Below are 15,515 nucleotides of genomic sequence, written 5' to 3'. Positions count from 1 at the left end.
GTGGTTCACCGCACGCACCGAGGGCCGCTCAAAGATGAGCCCGACATCGTCGCGGGGCGTTGGTCCGCGTCACGCTGATGTGACCGACTGGGGGCTTCAGATCGGCCCACCGAGCGCTGCAACGAATGGTCTGCGCGAGCGTCGACCCCGCGTGAAGCGCTGCCTGGCGTGACGCTCAGACCTCGAAGTACGCGCCGGCGGTGATGTCGTCGAGCAGGGTCGGGCCGGTGGGGGTCCAGTCGAACAGGTGCTGGGTGATGGTGCTGGTCGACGAGAGGTCCAGGGCGAAGAATCCGCCGATGAAGCCGAAGTGAGTGACCGCGTCGGCGGGATCGATCGACTCGACGGGGAGGCGGAGGCCGCGGCCGATCGCTTCGGCGATGTCCTTCGTCGCGACGCTGGTCTCACCGACGGCGTGCAGCAGCGAGCCGGCCGGAGCCTTCTCGAGTCCGAGTCGGATCATCGTCGCCGCATCAGTGCGGTGCACGGCCGCCCACCCGCTCGTCCCATCACCGACGAACCCCGAGACGCCCTTCTCGCGAGCTGCCGCGACGATGAGCGAGATGAAACCGTGATCGCCGATGCCGTGCACGGTCGGCGCGAAGCGCAGACTGATCGACTTCACCCCGCGGTCGAGGTAGTCCAGCGCCAGGTTCTCGGTACCGCCGCGCGGCGCTTCCGGGCCGCTGAAGGGCGACGGGTCCTGCTCGGTCGATGGGCGGCCCTGCGCCAGCCCCGCAACGCCGGAGGCCAGTAGGAACGGACGGTTCGAGCCGACCAGGGTGGAGGCGATCGTCTCCACAGCGGCCCGCTCGGCACGGTTCGACTCGGCGGGGTTCGCCCAGTCGTGCTTGTTGGCGAGGTGGATGACGGCGTCGGCGTCCTGCGACCCGCGACGCAGGCTGTCGAGGTCGTCGAGGTCCCCGCGCAGCACGGTCGCACCCTTCGCCTCGAGGGCGGAGGCGGACGTGTCCGATCGCGCCAGTCCCGTGACGTCGTACCCGTGGGCCAACAACTCGTCGACGGCGGCGGATCCGATCCAGCCGGAAGCTCCAGTGATGAACACGCGCATGCGATGGTCTCCTTGAACGTGGCTCTGCGGAGGAACCGGTGCTGTCATCCTGCCTGCTACATCTCCTCGTGCTCACTCGGGTCGGAGTGTCGCCGGCCGTCGGTACCGGCGAGCCGGCGCAAGCGGTCGAGGTCGGTGGCGCCGAGTTCGAGATCGAACGCGGTGAGGTTCGCTGCCTGACGCGCCGCGGTCGCAGACTTCGGCAGCGGGATCACCCCGAGGGCGATCGACCAGGCCAGCAGCACGAGCGCGGGCGACGTGCCGTGCGCCTCCGCGATCCCGGTGACAATGTCGTGGCCGATCAGATCGCTGCTCGCGCCGAGCGGCGACCAGCCCTCGGTGAGGATGCCGCGTTCCGCGTTCGCCGCTCGCACCTCGTCCTGCGGGTGGTACGGGTGCACCTCGATCTGGTTCAGAACCGGGACGACGCCGCTGTCGCCGATGATGCGGTCCAGGTGCTCGGGCAGGAAGTTGGAGACGCCGATCATGCGAACGAGTCCGCGTTCGCGCGCCTCGACGAGTGCCCGCCACGCCTCCACGTACTTGCGCACTGACGGATTCGGCCAGTGGATGAGCACGAGGTCCAGGCGGTCGAGCCCGCTCCGGAACAGGCTCTCCTCGACGGCCTGCAGCGCAAGCTCGTATCCGTGGTACCGACCGGGCAGCTTGGTCGAGTAGATCAACTCGTCGCGAGGCACCGTCGAGTCGATGATCGCGCGGCCGACGGCGCCCTCGTTGTCGTAGTTGAAGGCGGTGTCCAGCAACCGGAAGCCCGCGTCGATGGCGGTACCGACCGCGGCGACACCCGCGGCTCCGCGCAGACCGTAGGTACCGAGGCCGATCGCGGGAAGGCGGGCACCTGCCCCCACGGTCCCTTCCGGGGTGAGGACGGCGCGAGTCGGGATGGGGATGTCAGCCATGGGCCCAGCCTGCCCGTCGGGCCTGGACCACTCACGCAGCCACCGAGCCGGAGGTTGGAACTCCTCGGTTCTGTCCGGAGTCGTTCCTTGGACTGGCAGATGCTCAGCGCGCCTCTGCCAGCACCGCCTCGAGTTCTTTCGCCTCAGCCCGAACGGCAACGCCGATGCTGGCGCGCGCGTCCTCGTCGACGCGGTACGCGGGCGCGACCACCGAGACTGCACCGACCAGCTGGCCCCGCGCGTGGACCGGGGCAGCGCACGCCCACAGACCCTCGTCGACCTCGCCCTCGCTGATCGAGAAATGGGTATCGCGAAGCGTGTCGAGGTCCTTGTCCAGCCGCTCCCGCACGGCGGGGTCGAGCGGAGGCGTGAGCCGATTGAGATATTGCGCGCGCCGCGCGTCGGTGAACCCTGCGAGCAGCACCTTCGCTCCGGCACCGGCGTGGAGCGGCATCACGTGACCCGGCCGGAAGGAGATGCTGATGGCGTGATCTGATTCGGAGATCGTCAGGCACACCGCCGCATCGTTGAGCTGGCGCAGGTAGAGGGCGGTCTCGCCGGTCGATGCCGCGAGCCTGTCGAGTACGGGCTGGGCCTCCACGCGGTAGTCGAGCGTACGTTCCGCGGCCTGGGCCAGCTGCAGGATCTCCGGCGACAGCACGTAGGAACCCTTGCCCCGCTCCTCGATGAGGTACATCTCGCGCAGCAGTGACAGATAGCGATAGGCACTCGGCAACGAGATGCCGTGCATCTCGAGGATCTCGTCCACCGTCAGCTCGGGTTTGCTCTCGCTGAATTGCAGCAGGATCTCGAGCACGCGACGCGCGCTGTCGACCCCCTTAGTCCGCTGAGAGGCCATCCTCGACACCTCTCTGACCGGTCACCGTCAAAACCCGAGCGCGTACGCCACCGCTCTTCACTGCTGGTTACTGAGCAAAGCGAGCGCCGCCTCGACCCCGTCGCCGACCTTCACGTGCTGCCCGAGATCAACGAGGCTCCGCCCGAGCGCAGCAACGCCGACCACGGGATGGAGACCGCTGGCCGTCGGACCCATGTGAGCGACCCTAATGAGGTTGCCGGCGCCCTGACCACTCGACAGCATCACACCGTAGCGTTCGCGCACGTGCGTACGGACCGCGATGTGGTCGACGGCGTCGGGCAGGCGCACGCTGGTCACGCACGAGGCGGCGATGTCGTCGCTGACCGGCCACAGCTCGAGGCCCATGGCCCGGACACCTGCGCGGGCGACCTCGGCCGAGGCGAAGTGACGCGCGATCGACGCATCCACCCCTTCCTCCAGGATCTCGTCGAGGCATGCCTCGAGGCCGTGCATGTCCGAGACCGAGGGCGTGTACGGGAAGGCGCCACCCTCGAGCCACTTCGTCTTCCAGTCGATGAGCGAAAGATAGGAAGACCGCGGCGCATGATCATTCGCGAGCATCGAATCCCACGCAGCTGGGCTCACGGTCACGAGGGCGACGCCGGGAGGGCCCCCGAGGCACTTCTGGGCGCCGGCGACGCAGACGTCGAGACCCCAGTCGTCCGTCAAGAACTCCATCCCGCCGACTCCGGAGACGGTGTCCACGAGGGTCAGGACACCACGGGATCGACAGATCGGTCCGATCCGCGCGATGTCGGTCACGGTTCCCGACGGGGTCTCCGACGCGACCAGGGTGACCAGCTCCACCTCGGGGTGCGCATCGAGGTACTGCTCCACCGCTTCCGGATCGACCGCCTCGTTGTACGGAACCTGGATCTCGTGGAGCACGGCGCCGAAATCGGTGAGCCAGTACCCCATGCCTTTCCCGAACACGCCCTGCACGAGATTGAGCACGTGCATGCCGGGCCGCACCAGGGAACGCGCAGCGCCCTCGAGACCGACGATGGCCTCGCCCTGCATGAGCACGACGTCGTTCTTCGTGCGGAACAGCTCGGCGACCTTGCGCTCGGTCCGCCGGAACAGCGCGAGAAAGTCGGGGTCGTAGTGGTAGGTGATCGGCATCCCGAGCGCCGCAAGCGTGCGCGGGGAGGCGACTGTCGGCCCCGCGGCGAGGGTGAAATCCAACCGGACCAACGTCGATCCTCTCTGTCGTGCGCGGAGGCTGTGGTGAAACGAACTGCGGCGTCAGCGCGCGCCGCGGGTGTACGGCGCACCGAGAACGGGCGAGTTGTTGACGTCCCGGCCGAAGATCAGCAGCACGATCATGACCACGATGTACGGCAGCATCGTGATCAGGTCCGTCGAGACGTTCAGGCTGGTCAGCTGCAGGACGGTCCCGACCGCGATCGTCACGCCGTAGAGCAGGGACACGATGACGACCCGCAGGATCTTGCCGCGCGAGAGCATCGTCACCACGATCGCGATGTAGCCGAGCCCGTTCGTCATGAAGGGCGTGAACGCGCTGGTCGCGAGCACGGAGAGGTATGCACCGCCGAGACCGGAGAGCACACCCCCCAGCAGCACCGCCTGCGAACGGGTTCGCATCACGCTGCCACCGGCGGCGTCGAGTGACGACGGCTTCTGCCCGGCGGCTCTGATGCTGAGGCCCCAATTGGTTCTGATCAGGAACCACGCCACGATGACCGCGATCACGAGCGATACCCAGAACATCGCGGGCTGACTGAAGAGCGAGTGCCCGACCACCGGAATGTCCGACAGCACCGGGATCGTCCAGTTGTCGGTCACGACGCGCGGCGCGGTCTGCGCATAGAGCTGGTCGTAGAGAACGGTTGTGATTCCACCGCCCGCGGCGGTGATCGCGATACCGACCACGATCTGGTTCAGCCCGAACCAGACATTCAGGATCAGCAGCACGAGCGAGGTGACGGCGCCGGCGACCAGGCCTCCGAGCATCCCGAGCCAGGTGGAATGTGTGCCGAGTGCGACGACGTACCCGAAGTACCCGCCCATGAGCATGACGCCCTCGATGCCGAGGTTCAGCACGCCCGACTGCTCACCCACCGTCTCTCCGATGGACGCCAGCATGAGGGGAATCGCGCCCGCGAGGCAGGCGACGATGAATGCCGCGATGAACGTGGGCGTCATGAGGTCGGTCACGGGCGCACTCTTCCTGTGAGGGCGCTGAGGGGTCTGCGGATCGCGCCCTTCAGCTCGTCGGGCAGGTAGCTCTGGCCGAGGTCGCGCTTGGTCCCGATGTATTCCGTCACGGTCATGAACACGAGGATGAGCGCGACGACGATCTGCAGAAAGTTCACGGACACGTTCGACTCCTGCGCGGCGATGGTGCCGCCGGTCGCGAACACCGAGTAGAAGGCGATGAACGGGATCGATCCAACCGGGCTCAGCCGGGCGAGGAAGACGAACGGCAGAATCGCGTTGCCGTAGGAAGGGTTCCAGTTGGTGCGCATGTAGCCCCACTGGCCGAAGATGTCCATCGCCGCCGCCAGACCGATCAAGCCGCCACTGATCAGGAACAGCAGGATCGTCATGGTGCGCGAGTTGATCCCCACGTGACGGGCGGCCTTCGCACTCGATCCGAAGACGTCGAGACGCAAGCCGAACGAGGTGCGGCTGAGCACGAATTGGAACGCGACGGCGACCACGATCGCCACGAGGAAGCCGATGGTCACCTGCGTACCCGGGATGTAGGGCAGGAGGTCCCCCGGATCGATGGCCCTGGTCTGGGGTGTGCGGACCTCCGGGTTCTGAAAGACGTACTCGATCAGGATGTTGGTGAGTCCCACGCCGATCGTCGACATCACGATCGTCGTGATGATCTCGTTGGTCCCGAAATAGGCTTTGAGCCACGCGGGGATGAGAGTCCACGCGGCGGCGATGGCGATCGCGGCGATCGTCAGCACGAGATAGGCGACGCCGGGGGATGTCGCGCCGATGAGCTGCGGGGCGAGACCGGCGACGACGACACCGCTCAGCAGGAACTGCCCGTCGTACCCGAGGTTCCACAGCTGGCCTCGGAACACCACGATCAGGCCGATCGCGATGAGCAGCAGCGGCGTCATCATGACGAGGCTGTTCTGCCAGTTCTGGCCCATGAGCCCGTTCTCGATGACGGCGCCGTAGAACTGAAGCGGATTCTTGCCGAGGGCGAGCAGGATCAGGGCGGCCACGATCAAAGCGAGCACGATCGGGACGATGGAGCGCACGACGATGTCGAAGGCACGCCTGCGGGGGGACGACTTCTGGGTGGTCACCAGTTCCGCGTCGTCGTCGAGCGGCGTGATGTCGCTGGTGAGTCCGTCCGTGCTCTCGGTCGGGGTCTCAGTCGAGGTCATGCGCACCGCCTCCGATCATGTGATTGCCGACTCGTTCAGCGACATCCGCCCCGCCGTCGTTCTGTACCGTGCCGACGATGCGACCACGCGAGATCACTCCGATCCGATCGCAGAGCTCGATCAACTCGTCCAGCTCCGTCGAGATCAGCACGGCGCACCCTCCACCGGCGACGAACTCCCGCAGCAGATCGTGCACGAGGCGAACGGACTTCAGGTCGAGTCCGTAGGTGGGCTTGTTCACGACCACGACGCGGGCACCGTCCTCCAGCTCCCTGGCGAGCAGCACCTTCTGGATGTTGCCGCCCGACAGCGTCCCCACGCGGGTGCTGGGCGAGGGAGTCCGGATCGTGTACTGCTTGATCAGGTCTTGCGCGTGGAGGTTGACGGCCGCGGTATTGATCTGCCCGAACCGCCAGAACGGCGCGGTGCCGATCCGTTTCAGCAGCAGGTTGATGGACACGGTCAGGTTGCCCACGGTTCCCTCGTGAAGCCGGTCGTCGGTGACGTACCGCACGCCTTTCTCCTGACGTGATCGAACGCCCAGGCGAGTGATGTCCACTCCGTCGAGCGAGATGCTGCCCGCAGCCGTCGCCCGCTGGCCCGCGAGTACCTCGGCGAGTCCGGCCTGGCCATGGCCGTCGATCCCCGCGATTCCGAAGATCTCGCCCTCGTGGACGGCGAAGGAGACGTCGGCGATGGAGACGTCCATCGACTTGCCGACACTGGACACGCCGGAGAGTTCCAGGCGCACCGGCCTGCCGTTCAGGTCGACCCGACTCGTCGCGGGGGCCGCCTCGGTGGCACCGGCGAGCTCCGCCGCCGATTCGAGTCCGCCGGCCGCGGCAAGGTCCTCGCCGAACATCGCCTGCAGGATCTCTGCCTGGGCCTGCTCCTCGGTGAGGATCTTCAGGTGCTCCCGGGAGAGCGCTCCGACCTTGCGGCCGCCCCGCAGCACGGTCACGCAATCGCCCATGGTGTAGGCCTCGCGCAGCTTGTGGGTGATGAAGACGATCCCCAGCCCCTCCGCCTTCAGTCGGTTCATGCTCTGCGCGAGGCTCTCGATCGCCGACGGGGTGAGCATGGAGGTGGGCTCGTCCAGGATCAGCAGCCGCGTTCCCGTCCACATCGCTTTTGCGATCTCGACCTGCTGCTGCTGGCCGAGCGCAAGGTCGCTGGCGAGGATGTTCGGGTCGATCGATGCCCCGAGAAGTCCGGACAGTTCCTGGAGCCGCTTCGCCGCCTGACTCTGCTTGAGCCTGAGGCCGCCCTCGCCGAGCATCAGGTTCTCGAGCACCGTGAGCGACGGAACGAGCGTGGAGTGCTGGTGCACGACACCGATGCCGTGTCGCATCGCCGCCTTGGGCGAGTCGATCGTGACCGGCACGCCGTCGATCGCGATCGAGCCGGAGTCCGGAAACTGCATACCCGCGAGGATGCTGATCAGCGTCGATTTGCCGGCGCCGTTCTCGCCGAGGAGGCAGTGCACCTGGCCGTTCACGATGTCGAGCGAGATGTCGTTGTTCGCAATCACACCCGGAAACGCTTTGGTGATGCCGCTGAGTGACACCACGCCGGGCTCCGGGACGAGGGTGGAGGATGCTGACATCGCGGTGTCCGGCCCTTCGATTCGTGGTCGGTGCAGTTCGTGACCGGTGCAGTGGGGAGAACGGGCGAGAGTCTGACTCGGGCCGCCCGGCCTCCCCCTGCTCCGCTCGAGTCAGTTGAGCAGCGCCGTCAACTGTTTCTTCGTGGTGGTGTCCGGCACCGCGATACTGCCGTCCTCGATACCGGCTTGCGCCTTGGTGGTCGCAGCCGTGATGTCCGCGGTCATGTCGGCGGTCTTCTGGAGCTTGATGCCACCATTCTTCAGATTGAGGTCGTAGGGCGCCCTGGCGAACGAACCGGCCTTGATGTCCTTGATCGCCTGCGTGTACGCGCCGTCGAAGATCCACAGCACCGAGGTCAGCACCTCGTCGGGGTTGGTCACGAGATCGGAGACATCACCGATGTCGGCGATGTACTTCACCTTGTTACCGGCCTGGTTGGCCTCGTCGACTGCTGCGACGTAGCCGACCGTGGCGCCGTCGCCCATGCCGAAGATCACGTCGTCACCCGCGGCGATGAGCTGCTGGACGACCTTCTTGCCGCCGGCCGAGTCGTCGTAGGAGGCTGCGCCGATGTAGGCGACATTGACCTTGATTGAGGGGTTCACGCTCTTCGCGCCGGCGATGAAGCCGCCGGACATCGTGAACCAGTTGACATCGTCGGCCGAGATGGCGATCCCGAGCTTGTTCGTCTTCGTCGTCTTCGCTGCGGCGATGCCGGCCAGGTACCCGCCCTGCTGCGCACTGAACGTGATGACGCCGATCTTGTTCTTCACCTGTGCGGTCGGCACGTCGGTGATGAGGAACGGCACGCCCGTCTTGGCGTTCGCCGATGCCGCGGCCTGGCCGAATCCGCTGGCATGGGCGATGACGAAGCCGACGCCGGACTTCTGAGCGGCCTGCGTGAGGATCGTCTGGGTGTTGTCGTATCCGACGTTCGTGTCGCTTGCGAGCTTCATCGAGGTGGCCGCGGCGGCCGCCTTCGCTCCCGCGAGCCCCATCTGGTTCCAACCGTGGTCGGACTCGGTTGCAGGGGTGACGATCGTGACGGTCGTGAAATCCGTCTTCGCGGAGGGGTTGGCCGGGGCGGTGCCGCGGCCCGCGCATCCGGTGAGGACGGCCGCAAGCGCGATCGCCGTGAACAGGGGTACCGCGCGTCTGGTACTGAACGATCGCCTGGCGAACGAGGTGGGGCTGTGCATGAGAAAGCGTTCCTCTCGGTCGGTGATCCGGTCTGGCGGGATGCCACCGATTCTCACGATGTGTCAACGGTTGCTGACACTATGAGAACGACGAGACGCCGGTCAACGCATGAGAACGGGTTTTTACAGGGTCGAAACGTAACCTTCACGCCCGGACCGCTTAATGAACGGGTGACCCTGGTGATGCGAGCCCGGTCCCGGTTCGCCACCTGCCTGATCATGCTGCTCGTGCTCGCCGGATGTGCCCGCCAGACAACGAATCCGCCGTCGGCCAGCTCGACACCAGCCGGCTCGCCGATGCCGATGGCCACCAACGTGGCAGTCGTCCCGCTGGACACCGCCGCGTTCGTGCAGCTCTCGAACGTGGCACCGAAGGCGCTGAAACTCCGCGGAGGGACGGTCCGGTCGACCGCCTGCTGGACCCCCTCCGAACATCTCTTCAACGACCCCGCCGTCGCCAAGGGGGGCACCTGGAAGGTCCTCTGTCGCGTGTACTACGACCTGCACGGCACGCCCAGGTACCAGGACGCCACCTGCATCGGCGACTTCGACACGACGCCGATGCTCGACCATTGCTACGTCTGGGAGCTCTACTCCGGTGAGGCGCGCTTCGAGGACGGCCGGCGACTGGCCACGCCCCCACCCACACCGCTTCCGTGACCGCTCTGTTTCAGTCGTGTGAAGACGGGCTGGGCGCCACCGGCCGAGGTCTTGACCCGTGCAGGTCACTTCTCATACTGTGATGCCGAATTAGCGCAGGGTGAAAACTCGCGCACTGCGACCATCGTGCTGGAACGAGACAGTCCCCTCCGGAGGAAGCAATGACCGATTCGAAGGTGTACCTGCTCGACGGCGGAACCCTCGTCATCGACGCGTCGGACGTCCACTGGCACATCGACGCCGGAACCCCCGTGCGATTCCCCGTGTACTCGGTGCTCATCGAGCATCCCGATGCACTGATCCTGTACGACACCGGCTACGACCTGGACCACGTGAACGCCGTGCTGCCGTTCGAGGAGCCGCTCCAGACCCCCGAACAGACGATCCCCGCGCAGCTCGCCCTCTGCGGCTACAAGCCGGAGGACGTGGACATCGTGGTCAACTCGCACTTCCACTTCGACCATGTGGGCGGCAACAAATACCTCACGAACGCGACCACGCTCGTGCACAAGGAGGAGTTGCGCCACGCCAAGGTTCCCGAGCCGTTCGAGCGCCTCGGCTACTCCGACGTCTCGTTCGACCACCCCGCGGTCACGTACAAGCCGATCTCCGGCGACTACGAGATCGTCCCCGGCGTCTGGCTCTTCGAAACCCCCGGCCACACCATCGGTCATTACTCGCTGCTGATCGAGCTGGAGCACGAGCGCAACATGCTGTTCTGCGGCGACGCCGCGTACACGCGCACCACGCTCGAGAAGGAGTGGATCGCGGGATTCCACCTGGACCCGACCAAGTCGGTCGAGGCGATCCGCCGCCTCAACTACCTCGCCCGCACGCGCGATGCCGACATCTATCCGTCGCACGAACTCGCCTCCTACCAGGGCTGGAAGCTCGCCCCGGACAACTACGGCGGCGCGTGAACGACGCTGACGAACACGACCCGATCCGACCCGATCCTCCAAAGAACGAGAGAGCAAGAGCACATGACTGAGCAGCGCGTCGCCGTCGTCACCGGAGCAGCACAGGGCATCGGTGCCGCGATCGCCAAGGAACTCGCGTCGGACGGCTGCACAGTGGTCGTGGCCGACATCAACCTCGACGGCGCGACCACGGTCGCTGCAGAGATCGGCGGCGTCGCGAAGAAGCTCGACGTCAGCGACCCCGAGCAGGTCGCCGCCTTCGCCGCGGAGGTCGTCGACGAGTTGGGCCGCATCGACATCCTCGTGAACAACGCGGCGCTGGTTCCCTTCGTGCCGTGGCCCGAGCTGGATTTCGCCGAGTGGCGCCGGGTCATGTCGGTGAACCTCGACGGCATGTTCCTCATGACGAAGTCGATCATTCCGGTGATGGCCGCGGCGGGGTACGGCCGCATCGTCAACATCGCCTCGAACACCTTCGTGGCGGGCACGCCCAACCTCGCGCACTACGTCGCGACCAAGGGTGGGTCCATCGGCTTCGTCCGCGCGCTCGCCGGTGAGATCGGCAAGGACGGCATCACCATCAACGCCGTCGCCCCGGGGCTGACCGAGACCGAGGGCGTGCTCGCGAGCCCCCACAACGAAGGGTTCGCCTATGTGCTGCCTGCCCAGGCTTTCGACCGCAGGGGCGTGCCGGCGGACATCGCTCCCGCCGTCGCCTTCCTCGCCTCGGAGAAAGCCGGCTGGATCACCGGACAGACCCTCGTGGTCGATGGCGGCCATACCCGCAACTGAGCCATGACCGCTCATGACGTTCTGATCATCGGAGCGGGCTCCGCCGGATGCGTGCTCGCCAACCGACTGAGCGCAGATCCGTCCAGGCGCGTCGTGGTGCTCGAGGCGGGCGGACGGATCACCGATCCCGACATGCGTCGGCCGGAGCGATGGCCGTTCAACTACGGCAAGTCGTACGACTGGGCTTACGAGACGACTCCGCAGCCCGGCCTCGCCGGCAGGTCACTCGACTGGCCACGCGGCAGGGGCCTCGGTGGATCGAGCACGATGCACGCCATGGCGCACATGCGGGGGTGCCGTGCCGACTTCGATCGCTGGGTCGCCGCCACGGGCGATGACCGCTGGTCCTGGGAGTCTCTCCTGCCGTACTTCATCGGGTACGAATCGTTCTCGGGTGGCGCGAGCGACGTGCACGGCGCAGACGGTCCGCTCCCGGTGCTGCTGCCCGGCCCGGACCTCAGCAGCCCGCTCGTGCAGAGCTACCTCGACGCCTGGACGACGCTCGGCGTGCCCCGCATCCCCGACCACAACGGCGGCGAGATGCTGGGTGCGACCCCGAACTCGCTGACGATCCGCAACGGCAGCCGCGTCACCGTCGCCGACGTGTACCTCGACCCGGTGCTCGACCGCCCCAATCTGACCGTCGTCGAGGGCGCGACGGTACATCGACTCGTCATCGACGGCGACCGCGTCGTCGGAACGGAGTACGAGGTGCGCGGCAGGCTCGAACGCGTCGAAGCGGATGCCGTCATCCTGTGCGCCGGCTCGCTCGCCGACCCGCTGCTGCTGATGCGCTCCGGAGTCGGGGATCCGACGGTGCTCGCCGCGGCGGCCGTGCAGACCCTCGTCGAGTCGACCGGCGTGGGGCGCAACCTGCACGACCATCTGCTCGGTGCGGGCAACGTCTACGCGGCAGCGCGGACCGTCCCTCCGTCGCGCCTGCAGCTCTCCGAGTCGATGACCTACCTCTCGCTCGGCGCACTCGATGCCGTCAGCGGAGCGCCGGACGTCGTGGTCGGCTGCGTCGTCGGGCCGAGTGGCTCGGAGGTCTACCAGCCCGGCCTTGCGGACCTGCCCGCCGGCGGCGCGTACTCGCTGCTCTTCGGGGTGACCAACCCGACCAGTCGCGGGTCGGTGCGGATCAGCGGACCCGCCGTCGACGCGGCGCCGATCGTCGACCCCAACTACCTCGACACAGAGCACGACCGGGCGACGTTCCGTGCCGCCCTCGAGCGCGCCCGGCTGGTGGGCTCGTCGGCAGGTATGGCCGAGTGGCGCGGCGAGGAGCTGCTGCCCGGGGCATCCGTGGCGGCCGCGGATGCCGTCGACTCGTTCATCCAGCGGGCGGCGATCACCCACCATCACCCCGTCGGAACCCTGAGCATGGGTGCGACCGACGATGCTCCCGTCACGCCCGACCTGCGACTGCGGGGCCTCACCAACTGCTCCGTGGTCGACGCGTCAGTGATCCCGTCGATCACCGCCGGCCCGGTCCATGCTGCGGTGTTGGCGATCGCCGAGTCGTTCGCCGATCGATTCGTGAACGGCTGATCCGCAGCTCAGGCGTGCGGCCCGAGGAACAGCCGTTCGGCCGTGCCCGCCATCACTTCGACCAGATCGGCCGCGTCAAGACCGGCGAGTTCCACCTTGAGCTGCTCCACCCTCGGCTGGTGGAACGGACCGTCCGATCCGTACATCACCCTGTCGTTGCCGACCCGCCGAACGGCCTCGAGGATCTTCGAACTCATCGGCATGCCCGACGTTTCGAGCCACACGTTCGGATGCCGTGACGCGACCGCGATCGCTCCGTCGATGTAGACGATGTTGCCGTGCCCCATGTGGCCGAGGATGATCTTGGCCTCCTCATATCGGGTCACCAGCTCCTCGATGCTCCACGGCAGCGTGAAGATCGGGTGCCCGCAGTGGATGAGTGCGGGCAGCCCGTGTTCGATCAACACCTCGATGACCGGCCAGACGAACGGCTCGTCCGGGTGGTAGCCATCGAGCAGTGGATGCAGCTTGACACCGCGGAACTTCGGATCGGCGAGGTAGTCGCGCAGCTCGGTGGCGCAATCCGGGTTCTTCGGGTTGGCCCAGTAGAGGCCGTACGCGTTCTCGACCTCGTGCACGGTGTCGCGCACGAGCGCGTTGTCGGGATTGAAGATCATGCCGACATCGATGCCGTTGTCGCCGAGGTAGCCGGCCAGGCTGTGCCGGTCGAGACGAACATCGAAGAGCGGGAACTCGCCGACATGCATGTGGGCATCGATGATCCGCACGATCAGCGCCCGAAAGCGAGGAATCGCTGCAACTCGGCGATCACGAGCTGCGGGTGCTCCTCGGGTAGGTAGTGGTCGGCATCGGGGTCGACGACGGCTCGGTCCTGCGGCCGGGCATCGAGGGCGGTCTGCCAGGCCGTGTCGCTGACGATGGCGCTGTGCGCGCCCCGCAATTGACTCATCGGCACGCCGACAGCCTCGAACTCCTCGGCCCACGGGGTGCGGAACCCGTCGATCAGCTGGTCCATGGCAACAGGGTCGGCGAGCGGCCGCCAACGACCGTCGGCACCCTGGCGGTAACCCCACTCGGCCCGTCGGACGACCGCGTCGGTGGGGAGCAGCGGGTAGCGGCTCTGCAGGTACGCCTCGATCTCGTCGACGGAGGTGAATGCGCGATCGCCCGCCGCGACCCGCACCTGCAGCACGTCGATCACCTCGGTCTCGACCCAGGGGGTGTAGTCGACGGCGAGTACTCCCCTGATGCGCTCCGGGTGCAGCGCTCCGACCAGCCACGCGTTCCGAGCGCCGAGCGAATGACCGCCAACGATCGCGGAGTCGATTCCCAGGGCGTCCAAGACGGTCACGACATCGCCGGCGAAATCGGGACCGGTGTATCCGGTCGGCGGTTTGTCGCTGCGGCCGTGGCCCCGCTGATCCAAGGTGATGACCGTGGCGAAGGACGCGAGCGCAGTCGAGATCGGCTCCCACACCGCATGACTCGCCGATGTGCCGTGCAGCAGCACGACCGCGGGGCCGCTGCCGCGGATCCGGAAGGCGATATCGACATCCGCTCCCCGGGTCCGCTGCAGTCCGTCGGCCGTGCGCTCCACCGCGAGTGCGGACATCAGACCGGGGTGATGCTCGACAGGGTCTTGCGCGCTGCGACCAGCCCGGCGGTGATGTCCTTCAGCTTCGCCGCGACATCGCCCTCGCCGTACTCGTACATGCCGCCACCGGTCTTGAAGCCGAGCTTGCCTGCCGCGATCATCTCGGTGACGACCTGGGGCGTCTCGGTATCGGAGTTCAGCTCCTTGTTCAGGTAACTCGAGACCGCTGCGTAGATGTCCATGCCGGCCATGTCCAGCAGCCGTGTGGGGCCGATCACCGACAGCTTGTATCCGATGCCCCACTTGACCGCCGTGTCAAGGCCTTCCGGCGTGACGATCCCCTCTTCGAGCAGGGCGACGCACTCGCGGAGGATCGCGTAGAGCACGCGGTTCTCCACGAAGCCCGCGATCTCCTTCTCGATCACCGGGTGATAGCCGAACGCCTTCACGATGTCGACCAGCTGGTCGGTGACCGCCGTGTCGGTGGCGTCGCCCGGGATCACCTCGATCATCGGGATCAGGTGCGGCGGGTTCGACCAGTGCATGCCCACGAGCCGAGCAGGCACCGTCATCGACTCGGCCATCGTCGAGATCGGGATGCCCGAGGTGTTGGTCGCGATGATCACGTCGTCGCCGACCAGGCCCTCGATCTGCTCGAGCACGCTCTTCTTCAGCTCGAGCTTCTCCGGCACGGCTTCGATCACGAACAGGGAGCCGGCCAGCGCCTCGCCGATGTCGGTGGTGAAGCTGACCGAGCCGCCCTCGACCGAGTCACTGCCCAGCTGGTCGAGCACACCGGAGGCGAACGCGAAGGTGTTCTCGGCACGGGCGAGTGCTTCTGGGCTGATGTCGTAGACACGAACCTCGGCGCCGGCGCGGGCGAGTGTCGCCGCGATACCGGGGCCCATCGTGCCCGATCCGACGACGGTCGCGATAGTGGGAAGTGAGCTCATGGCCTGTCTCGCTTTCTTCTGGGAAGTGCGTC

At 66.9% G+C, this 15,515-nt stretch carries 15 protein-coding genes; 4 read left to right on the top strand and 11 right to left on the bottom strand.

Features of this window, described 5'->3' with window-relative positions; genetic code table 11:
* Positions 1 to 175: 175 nt before the first annotated feature.
* From ACFE7H_RS04910 to ACFE7H_RS04875, 8 genes are all read right to left on the bottom strand, one after another.
* Positions 176 to 1,072, bottom strand: coding sequence for an SDR family oxidoreductase (locus ACFE7H_RS04910; RefSeq protein WP_375400101.1), 897 nt, complete (start codon positions 1,070 to 1,072; stop codon positions 176 to 178).
* 56 nt (positions 1,073 to 1,128) lie between these two features.
* On the bottom strand, positions 1,129 to 1,992 hold the full coding sequence (locus tag ACFE7H_RS04905) for an aldo/keto reductase (RefSeq protein ID WP_375400100.1): 864 nt from the start codon (positions 1,990 to 1,992) through the stop codon (positions 1,129 to 1,131).
* Between the two features lie 103 nt (positions 1,993 to 2,095).
* Positions 2,096 to 2,809, bottom strand: a complete 714-nt coding sequence (locus ACFE7H_RS04900) for an IclR family transcriptional regulator (RefSeq protein WP_375400099.1) — start codon at positions 2,807 to 2,809, stop codon at positions 2,096 to 2,098.
* A 99-nt stretch (positions 2,810 to 2,908) separates the two neighbouring features.
* Positions 2,909 to 4,066: a pyridoxal-phosphate-dependent aminotransferase family protein gene (locus tag ACFE7H_RS04895; protein WP_375400098.1), complete on the bottom strand. Its 1,158-nt coding sequence runs from the start codon at positions 4,064 to 4,066 to the stop codon at positions 2,909 to 2,911.
* A 51-nt stretch (positions 4,067 to 4,117) separates the two neighbouring features.
* Complete coding sequence (locus tag ACFE7H_RS04890; protein ID WP_375400097.1) at positions 4,118 to 5,050, bottom strand: ABC transporter permease; 933 nt, start codon at positions 5,048 to 5,050, stop codon at positions 4,118 to 4,120.
* Entirely contained in the window at positions 5,047 to 6,246 is a 1,200-nt protein-coding gene (locus tag ACFE7H_RS04885; RefSeq protein ID WP_375400096.1) for an ABC transporter permease, read from the bottom strand. The genes ACFE7H_RS04890 and ACFE7H_RS04885 overlap by 4 nt, the downstream gene beginning before the upstream one ends.
* Entirely contained in the window at positions 6,233 to 7,852 is a 1,620-nt protein-coding gene (locus ACFE7H_RS04880) for an ABC transporter ATP-binding protein (RefSeq protein ID WP_375400095.1), read from the bottom strand. Before ACFE7H_RS04880 ends, ACFE7H_RS04885 begins: the two co-directional genes overlap by 14 nt.
* A gap of 111 nt (positions 7,853 to 7,963) precedes the next feature.
* Positions 7,964 to 9,052: a BMP family ABC transporter substrate-binding protein gene (locus tag ACFE7H_RS04875; RefSeq protein ID WP_375400094.1), complete on the bottom strand. Its 1,089-nt coding sequence runs from the start codon at positions 9,050 to 9,052 to the stop codon at positions 7,964 to 7,966.
* Positions 9,053 to 9,223: 171 nt separating this feature from the next.
* Here ACFE7H_RS04875 and ACFE7H_RS04870 point away from each other — a divergent pair, with 171 nt between their 5' ends.
* The 4 genes from ACFE7H_RS04870 (at position 9,224) to ACFE7H_RS04855 (ending at position 12,975) form a co-directional block, all read left to right on the top strand.
* On the top strand, positions 9,224 to 9,712 hold the full coding sequence (locus tag ACFE7H_RS04870) for a hypothetical protein (RefSeq protein WP_375400093.1): 489 nt from the start codon (positions 9,224 to 9,226) through the stop codon (positions 9,710 to 9,712).
* A gap of 161 nt (positions 9,713 to 9,873) precedes the next feature.
* Entirely contained in the window at positions 9,874 to 10,632 is a 759-nt protein-coding gene (locus tag ACFE7H_RS04865; protein WP_375400092.1) for an N-acyl homoserine lactonase family protein, read from the top strand.
* A gap of 63 nt (positions 10,633 to 10,695) precedes the next feature.
* Entirely contained in the window at positions 10,696 to 11,424 is a 729-nt protein-coding gene (locus tag ACFE7H_RS04860; RefSeq protein ID WP_375400091.1) for an SDR family NAD(P)-dependent oxidoreductase, read from the top strand.
* Between the two features lie 3 nt (positions 11,425 to 11,427).
* Positions 11,428 to 12,975 carry a GMC family oxidoreductase gene (locus ACFE7H_RS04855; RefSeq protein ID WP_375400090.1) on the top strand — a complete coding sequence of 516 codons (1,548 nt, stop codon included), beginning with the start codon at positions 11,428 to 11,430 and terminating at the stop codon, positions 12,973 to 12,975.
* Between the two features lie 8 nt (positions 12,976 to 12,983).
* On the opposite strand, the gene ACFE7H_RS04850 is transcribed toward ACFE7H_RS04855, so the two are convergent.
* The 3 genes from ACFE7H_RS04850 to ACFE7H_RS04840 are packed head-to-tail and all read right to left on the bottom strand — an operon-like array spanning position 12,984 to position 15,483.
* Positions 12,984 to 13,703 carry an amidohydrolase family protein gene (locus ACFE7H_RS04850; protein WP_375400089.1) on the bottom strand — a complete coding sequence of 240 codons (720 nt, stop codon included), beginning with the start codon at positions 13,701 to 13,703 and terminating at the stop codon, positions 12,984 to 12,986.
* Between the two features lie 2 nt (positions 13,704 to 13,705).
* Positions 13,706 to 14,548, bottom strand: a complete 843-nt coding sequence (locus tag ACFE7H_RS04845; RefSeq protein WP_375400088.1) for an alpha/beta fold hydrolase — start codon at positions 14,546 to 14,548, stop codon at positions 13,706 to 13,708.
* Positions 14,548 to 15,483 (bottom strand): 3-hydroxyacyl-CoA dehydrogenase NAD-binding domain-containing protein, encoded by a 936-nt coding sequence (locus ACFE7H_RS04840; protein WP_375400087.1) that lies wholly within the window; start codon positions 15,481 to 15,483, stop codon positions 14,548 to 14,550. Before ACFE7H_RS04840 ends, ACFE7H_RS04845 begins: the two co-directional genes overlap by 1 nt.
* Between the last annotated feature and the right edge of the window lie 32 nt (positions 15,484 to 15,515).

Origin of the sequence: uncultured Amnibacterium sp. (assembly GCF_964250715.1) — a bacterium.
GTDB lineage: Bacteria > Actinomycetota > Actinomycetes > Actinomycetales > Microbacteriaceae > Amnibacterium.
Note: the sequence above shows the minus strand (reverse complement) of the source record. Positions and strands in the feature narration are given on the sequence as shown.

Bases quoted from the DNA above. Each gene is read 5' to 3' on its own strand.
- ACFE7H_RS04865 (WP_375400092.1), top strand. From the start codon at position 9,874: ATGACCGATTCGAAGGTGTACCTGCTCGACGGCGGAACCCTCGTCATC.
- ACFE7H_RS04875 (WP_375400094.1), bottom strand. From the start codon at position 9,052: ATGCACAGCCCCACCTCGTTCGCCAGGCGATCGTTCAGTACCAGACGC.
- ACFE7H_RS04910 (WP_375400101.1), bottom strand. From the start codon at position 1,072: ATGCGCGTGTTCATCACTGGAGCTTCCGGCTGGATCGGATCCGCCGCC.
- ACFE7H_RS04905 (WP_375400100.1), bottom strand. From the start codon at position 1,992: ATGGCTGACATCCCCATCCCGACTCGCGCCGTCCTCACCCCGGAAGGG.
- ACFE7H_RS04860 (WP_375400091.1), top strand. From the start codon at position 10,696: ATGACTGAGCAGCGCGTCGCCGTCGTCACCGGAGCAGCACAGGGCATC.
- ACFE7H_RS04845 (WP_375400088.1), bottom strand. From the start codon at position 14,548: ATGTCCGCACTCGCGGTGGAGCGCACGGCCGACGGACTGCAGCGGACC.
- ACFE7H_RS04880 (WP_375400095.1), bottom strand. From the start codon at position 7,852: ATGTCAGCATCCTCCACCCTCGTCCCGGAGCCCGGCGTGGTGTCACTC.
- ACFE7H_RS04840 (WP_375400087.1), bottom strand. From the start codon at position 15,483: ATGAGCTCACTTCCCACTATCGCGACCGTCGTCGGATCGGGCACGATG.
- ACFE7H_RS04885 (WP_375400096.1), bottom strand. From the start codon at position 6,246: ATGACCTCGACTGAGACCCCGACCGAGAGCACGGACGGACTCACCAGC.
- ACFE7H_RS04855 (WP_375400090.1), top strand. From the start codon at position 11,428: ATGACCGCTCATGACGTTCTGATCATCGGAGCGGGCTCCGCCGGATGC.